This window comes from Slackia sp. (assembly GCF_977041755.1).
The window spans coordinates 1-5,133 of sequence record NZ_CDRRGL010000125.1; the positions used below are offsets into that span (position 1 = coordinate 1).

Sequence of the window (5,133 nt, forward strand, 5' to 3'; positions counted from 1 at the left end):
AAGCTGGGTTTTCAACGCGGCGGCATGATCGCCCGCGAGCCACGCGTGGCACATGTCGTGCACTTCCTTCGGCTGCACATTCGCCCAAACCGAAATAACGCCGCGGCTGCCCAACGCCATCATGGGCAAAACGATATCATCGTTGCCCGAGAACATGCAGAAGTCATCGGACAGGTAGCGCGCGATTTTCGTCGCATAGCCAATATTGCCCGAAGCCTCCTTGATGCCGAAAGCGTTGGGATGCTTCGCCAGGCGCGCGACATTCTTCTCGGAAATAGAACACCCCGTACGACCAGGCACGTTGTACAGGATGCAGGGAATATCAACCGCATCGAGTACCGTGGCGAAATGACGGTAGATGCCCTCTTCGTTCGACTTGTTGTAGTACGGCGTGATGAGCAGCAGGCCATCGGCGCCCATCTTCTGGAAGCTCAGGCTCTTTTCGAGCATGGTCTGCGTACTGTTCGAGCCGCTGCCCGCGATAACGGGCACGCGTCCCGCCACGCGGTCGACGACGAACTTGCACACCTCGTCGTCTTCCTCATGCGACATGGTCGACGATTCGCCCGTGGTGCCCAACGTGAGCAGAGCGTCGGTCCCGTTTGCCAGATGAAAATCGACCAGGCGGCCAAGCGCCTCAAAGTCGACGCTGCCGTCTTCAGCGAACGGCGTGACGAGCGCCACAATGGAGCCGCTCAAGCCTTTCATGTCTGCCATGTTCTTTCCTTTCGTCGTTTTAGGAAACGACGAAGCGCTCGAGGATGCGAGACCACCGGTCGCTTCGCCTAGCCCTTATGCGCTTACCCTCACGCATCGAAGTACGCTTGACCGCGCGGCGGGGCTCTTCGAAACACCGGGCGACCTCTCGCTGGCTTTCGCCAGTCGGGCAACGCTTATTTCCCTTTGAGTTTCTCCTCGTCATAAGGGGCACCGTCCAGCAGCTCGTCGCAACCATACAGCGTCGCGAAGTAGTCGGCTGGCGTCTCGGCGCGGCGAATAAGTTTCACGCTGTCGTCTTCACGAAGCAGCAGCTCAGCGCTGCGCAGCTTGCCGTTGTAGTTATAGCCCATGGAGTGGCCATGCGCGCCGGTATCATGAATCACGAGCACGTCGCCATCCTCGATTTCGGGCAGCGCGCGGTCGATCGCGAATTTGTCGTTGTTCTCGCACAAGCCGCCCACCACGTCGTACACGTGATTGCACGGCGCATCTTCCTTGCCTGCCACGGTAATGTGATGGTAGGAACCATACAGCGCTGGACGCATGAGGTTCGCTGCACACGCATCGACGCCGATATATTCCTTGTAAATATGCTTGTGGTGGATGGCCGTGGTAACCAGGCAGCCGTACGGGGCCATCATGAAACGGCCCATTTCCGTAAAAATCGCCACATCGCCCATGCCAGCAGGAACGAGGATTTCCTCATACACGCGGCGAACGCCTTCACCAATCGCTTGAATATCGTTCGGCTCTTGGCCGGGCTCGTAAGGAATGCCCACGCCGCCCGACAGGTTGATAAACTCAATGTGCGCGCCCGTCTCTTGCTGCAGCTGAACAGCCAGCTTGAACAACACGGCGGCGAGCTCGGGGTAATAGTCGTTCGTCACCGTATTGCTGCACAGGAAAGCATGGATGCCGAAATGCTTGGCGCCCTTGGCCCTGAGCGTGCGGAATGCCTCGAACAGCTGCTCGGTCGTCATGCCGTATTTGGCATCGCCCGGGTTGTCCATAATGCCGTTCGAGATTTCGAAAAGGCCACCGGGGTTATAACGGCAGCTGATAGTTTCTGGAATGCCGCCAATCGTTTGTTCGAGGAAATCGATATGCGAAATATCGTCGAGGTTGATAATGGCACCTAGCTTCGCAGCCGCCTCGTAGTCGGCCGCGGGGGTTTCGTTCGACGAGAACATAATGTCGTGGCCCGAAATGCCCATAGCATCGCAAAGCTGCAGCTCGGTCGCCGAAGAGCAGTCGCATCCGCACCCGTAATCGCGCAGGATATTGATAAGGAACGGGTTCGGTGTGGCCTTTACCGCGAAATACTCTTTGAAGCCTGGGTTCCACGCGAACGCGTCGCGCACCGCCTCCATGTTTCGGCGAATGCCCGCCTCGTCATAGAGATGGAACGGCGTTGGGTAATGCTCGATAATCTCATCGAGCTGGGCCTTCGAAACGAAGGGTTGCTTGTTCATGCGCGTCGCCTTTCTCAAAACCTGCGCGCGGCCCGGCGGGAAAAGGGGCTTCATCCCGAACCGCATAATAAAAAAACGCCAGCAAGGCACGGCCTCACTGGCGTCGCATGCGCGGCATACACCAGCGCAAAACATTTCACAGCAAGATAGCGCACCTGCGATTTCGCAGACAGTCTTGCGGGTGTTTCCCGCAAACCCATTCGCGCGCCGCGCCCGGCAAGGCGAATTCGGCGGGTTTGCCTCGCTTTGGGATCAACGCCTGCCGACTTCCCCAAGGCCCATCGTACCCGCGCCTCTATCGTTCGAATGAAACTATCACTTTAGTGCGCTAAAGTCAAAGCGCGAAGGCTATAATGCGCGAGAATTCAAGGAACTTTTAGACGAAGAGGCACTATGAACGAATGCGAACCTTGCAGCGGCATGTTTGCCGAACCCACGCTGGCCGACCTCACGCAATACCGCCGCGACCTGCACCAAATTCCCGAAATTGACTTCGATCTGCCGAAAACCATCGCGTACGTGCATTCGATTATCGACAAGCTGCCATGTGAAGTGTTCGAGCCGTGCGCTTCCACGGTATGCGCGTGGTTCGATCGCGGAAGCGAGCACGCAACCGCCATTCGCACCGATATGGACGCGCTGCCCGTGGCCGAAAAATCGGGCGTACCGTTCTGCTCCACGCATGACGGGCAAATGCACGCCTGCGGCCACGACGGACACATGGCCATGGCGCTGGGATTGGCACGCCATATTGCCGCGAACCTCGACAAACTTGAGCGCAGCGTGCTCATCGTATTCCAACCCGCCGAGGAAACCACTGGTGGCGCGCAGTTCATCTGCGAATCGGGGGTGTTCGAGAAATACCACGTCGACCGCATTTTCGGCTTCCATTTGTGGCCCGATTTGCCGAAAGGCCAAATCGCAAGCCGCCCCGGCGCGCTGCTTGCCGCCACAAGCGAAAGCACGTTCACGTTCTTCGGCAAAGCTACGCATATCGCCAAGGCCGAAGATGGCGCCGATTCCATGGAGGCAGGCATGCGCTTCATTCTCGAGGCGTACGACTACATGGCGAAGCGTGCGCAGGAGGAACCCTGCACATTCAAATGCGGCCTGCTCGAAAGCGGGCAAGCGCGTAACGTGATTTCTTCGCGTACCTACATTGAAGGCACGCTGCGCACCTTCAGCGAGAAAATGGGCACTGAGGCGAAAGTAGCGTTGCGCGAAATCGCTGAGCGCCGAGCAGCAGAAGCAGGCTGTACCGTCGATGTCGACTTCAGCGAAGGTTACCCGCCCGTAGTGAACAACGAGGAACTGTTCGAGCTCGCCTCGCGCCACATCGATGTAACCGAACTTCCCAAGCCGCTGCTTATCGCGGAAGACTTCGCGTTCTACCAGCGCCACTTGCCCGGCGTATTCCTTCTATTGGGAACTGGCACGGGCATTCCATTGCATGCCGACACCTTCAATTTCGACGAGGAAGTGCTCATGGCAGGGCTCGAGACCTACAAGAAGCTGATTCGCATTCCGTAAGCAAACCGAACCTGCCGCAACGAGCCGCCCACTACAAACCGTATGCCATACAAAGGAAAAGGCCAGGCAGCAACAGCGCCTGGCCTTAAAAAATATCATGGTGCCCCCGGGCGGATTCGAACCGTCGACACCCGCTTTAGGAGAGCGGTGCTCTATCCCCTGAGCTACGGAGGCATTTGAAAACCTTGTTATTCTAGCATGTCTTTCGCGCACGCGGGAGAAAGGTACGCCTCGCTTTTGCCAAGCAAACAGATGTTGGCCATAAATAACAGCGATTGTGACCAGAGTGAAGCTTCATCGATCACGCCCCGCTCAATCATGACGTTTTCTTTTGCGGCTGGGCAACGAAGCAAGGCGAGCCGCGGCGATTGGGGCATAATGCTTTAGAAGCTCAATTATTTTCGCATTTTCGAAAGGCATTGCATGCTACAACTCAAAGACGTATGCAAGTCATACACCACGGCCAGCTTCACGCAGGTCGCGCTCGACCATGTGTCGCTCGCATTTCGCGATAACGAATTCGTCGCCATTTTAGGCCCTTCGGGTTCGGGAAAAACGACCATGCTCAACATCATCGGAGGCCTCGACCATTACGATTCGGGCGACTTGCTCATCGATGGCATCTCCACCAAGCAATACCGCGATCGGGACTGGGACACCTACCGAAATAATCGCATCGGCTTCGTCTTCCAGGCATATAACCTCATTCCCCATCAAACCATTCTGGAAAACGTGGAATTGGCCCTCACGCTTTCGGGCGTGTCGCGTGCGGAGCGACGCGAGCGAGCATGCGCGGCGCTCGAGCGGGTAGGCCTTCGCGAGCATATCAACAAGAAGCCAAGCCAACTTTCTGGCGGCCAAATGCAGCGCGTCGCCATTGCGCGCGCCCTGGTCAACGAGCCTGAAATCATCCTGGCCGACGAACCCACCGGCGCCCTCGACTCAAAAACGAGCGTGCAAATCATGGATTTGCTCACCGAAATCGCCGGCGACCGCTTGGTAATTATGGTGACGCATAACCCCGAGCTGGCCGAACAATACGCTACACGCATCGTGAACCTCGCCGACGGCGTTATCAAAAGCGACACGCGACCCTTTGACCCCGACGCAAGCAATGAGCCACGCCGCGAAGCCAAAGCCGCACGTCAAACGAGCATGTCATTTTTCACAGCGCTTTCGCTTTCATTCAAGAACCTGCTCACGAAAAAAGGCCGCACACTCATGACCGCTTTCGCGGGCAGCATCGGCATTATTGGCATCGCGGCCATCTTGTCGCTCGCGAATGGCGTGAACCAATACATCGCGAATGTCGAAGAAAACACGCTTTCAGAATACCCGCTGCAAATCCAAGACCAGGGCTTCGACATGACCAGCATGATGACGATGGGCATGGGCGGAGCGAGCGACGATT

General features: G+C 57.1%; 4 protein-coding genes, 1 tRNA gene and 1 riboswitch. Of the genes, 2 read left to right on the forward strand and 3 right to left on the reverse strand.

Going from position 1 to position 5,133, the window contains the following annotated elements; all coding sequences use genetic code 11:
* Window positions 1-717: 4-hydroxy-tetrahydrodipicolinate synthase (gene dapA, locus ACWI8T_RS08060; RefSeq protein ID WP_449138568.1), on the reverse strand; the 717-nt coding region annotated here is incomplete at its 3' end.
* A 176-nt stretch (window positions 718-893) separates the two neighbouring features.
* Window positions 894-2,192, reverse strand: a complete 1,299-nt coding sequence (locus ACWI8T_RS08065; RefSeq protein ID WP_449138569.1) for a diaminopimelate decarboxylase — start codon at window positions 2,190-2,192, stop codon at window positions 894-896.
* 139 nt (window positions 2,193-2,331) lie between these two features.
* A riboswitch (Lysine riboswitch) is annotated at window positions 2,332-2,498 on the reverse strand.
* Between the two features lie 87 nt (window positions 2,499-2,585).
* Between ACWI8T_RS08065 and ACWI8T_RS08070 the strand changes: the two genes are divergently transcribed.
* Window positions 2,586-3,722 (forward strand): amidohydrolase, encoded by a 1,137-nt coding sequence (locus tag ACWI8T_RS08070; protein ID WP_449138570.1) that lies wholly within the window; start codon window positions 2,586-2,588, stop codon window positions 3,720-3,722.
* Window positions 3,723-3,820: 98 nt separating this feature from the next.
* On the opposite strand, the gene ACWI8T_RS08075 is transcribed toward ACWI8T_RS08070, so the two are convergent.
* Window positions 3,821-3,896: transfer RNA gene (locus ACWI8T_RS08075), tRNA-Arg, on the reverse strand.
* Window positions 3,897-4,145: 249 nt separating this feature from the next.
* On the opposite strand from ACWI8T_RS08075, the gene ACWI8T_RS08080 reads away from it, so the two are divergent.
* A partial coding sequence (locus ACWI8T_RS08080) for an ABC transporter ATP-binding protein (protein ID WP_449138571.1) occupies window positions 4,146-5,133 on the forward strand: 988 nt, incomplete at its 3' end.

What these genes read in the sequence shown, in the direction of transcription:
- ACWI8T_RS08065 (WP_449138569.1), bottom strand. Translation starts at nt 2,192, where the DNA reads ATGAACAAGCAACCCTTCGTTTCGAAGGCCCAGCTCGATGAGATTATC.
- ACWI8T_RS08070 (WP_449138570.1), top strand. Translation starts at nt 2,586, where the DNA reads ATGAACGAATGCGAACCTTGCAGCGGCATGTTTGCCGAACCCACGCTG.